The sequence below is a fragment of the Roseateles sp. P5_E11 genome (genome assembly GCF_054049355.1).
In genome coordinates this window covers 1-1,290 of sequence record NZ_JBFUMO010000986.1, presented here as the reverse complement: position 1 = coordinate 1,290, position 1,290 = coordinate 1, and the positions used below count along the sequence as shown (strand labels likewise).

Sequence of the window (1,290 nt, the reverse complement as noted above, 5' to 3'; positions counted from 1 at the left end):
ATACCAATCATCACAACCCTGATGGAGACAAAAGCGATGGCCAAGTGGACTGCCTTCCCCTACGACAACAGCGCCTTCGTCTACACGCCGGCCACGCTGAAGAAGCACTGGGCGCGGCTGCATGCCGGTGACGCCGAGCCCCTCCCCAAGGACGCCGCGGTGCTGCAGGCCTGGATTCATTTCCATGCCGGTGACTTCCAGGCCGCCTACGACGCGGGCCTCGCCGCCGGTGGCGCCGGCATCACGGTCGCCAACAAGGCCCAGGGTATCTACGCCAACTACCTCGAGAAGAAGGAGAAGGTGAAGCTGGAGATGTTCCTGGAGATCGCGGAGCGTGCCGAGGCGCAGCAGGCCGAGGAGCCCAAGAACCCCAACGCCTGGTACTGGCAGGCTTACGCGATCGGCCGCTACGGCCAGGGCATCAGCGTCGCCAAGGCGCTGGCGCAAGGCCTGGGCAGCAAGGTCAAGAACGCGCTGGAAACCACCATCGAACTCGCGCCCAAGCACGCTGACGCCCACATCGCGCTGGGCGCCTTCCACGCCGAAGTCATCGACAAGGTCGGCAAGCTGCTGGGCCGCACGCAAGGTGCTGACACGGCCACCGGCCTGAAGATGTTCGAGCAGGCCCTCAAGCTCAACCCGGCCAGTGCCATCGCCATGATCGAACGCGCCAACGGCCTCGTCATGCTGGAGGGCGACAAGCGCATGAAGGAGGCCGAGAAGCTGTACGCCGACGCGGCCGCCTGCGAGGCGATGGACGCGATGGAGTTGCTCGACATCGAGCTGGCCAAAGAGGAACTTGAGGAGTAATTCACGGTACCGATCGCAGATCGTGACGGAGTTCACGACCCGATCTCCCGTGCCTCCGGGGGTGCAAGTCAGCGCGTCGCGGCGTAAGCTTCGTCCCCACCAGCCACCCCCCACACGAGACCGCGCCATGAAGTTCCTGATCCCCGCTTTCGCTGCCGTCACCGTCTTTGCCGCCCAAGCCGGCAACAACGCCACGCCCGAGCAGGCCGAACTGCGCGCCGAGTGCGCCAAGAGCTACACCGACACCAGCAGCGTGGCAACGCCGGTCCCGTCCAACGAGTACCAGTTTGTCTACGCCAATGGCAAGTACAAGGGCGAAGCCAAGCCGGGCAAGCTGCTGGCCTGCACCGAGCAGCAGTACGCCGCCTACCTGGACAAGGCCGACCCGGCCAAGGTGATGGCCGCCTACCCGACGGCCGCCGGCCGCCCGACCGCCGCCAAGAAGAAGGCCGAGCCTTTCCGTCTGTGAAACGCCTGTGA

2 protein-coding genes are annotated in these 1,290 nt (G+C 65.4%); both read left to right on the top strand.

What is annotated here, in order from left to right; genetic code table 11:
- The first annotated feature begins 36 nt into the window (after positions 1–36).
- Positions 37–810: a hypothetical protein gene (locus ACXJKR_RS32735; protein ID WP_457326411.1), complete on the top strand. Its 774-nt coding sequence runs from the start codon at positions 37–39 to the stop codon at positions 808–810.
- A 127-nt stretch (positions 811–937) separates the two neighbouring features.
- Complete coding sequence (locus ACXJKR_RS32730) at positions 938–1,279, top strand: hypothetical protein (RefSeq protein WP_056193682.1); 342 nt, start codon at positions 938–940, stop codon at positions 1,277–1,279.
- Positions 1,280–1,290: the final 11 nt, after the last annotated feature.

What these genes read in the sequence shown, in the direction of transcription:
- ACXJKR_RS32735 (WP_457326411.1), top strand. Translation starts at nt 37, where the DNA reads ATGGCCAAGTGGACTGCCTTCCCCTACGACAACAGCGCCTTCGTCTAC.
- ACXJKR_RS32730 (WP_056193682.1), top strand. Translation starts at nt 938, where the DNA reads ATGAAGTTCCTGATCCCCGCTTTCGCTGCCGTCACCGTCTTTGCCGCC.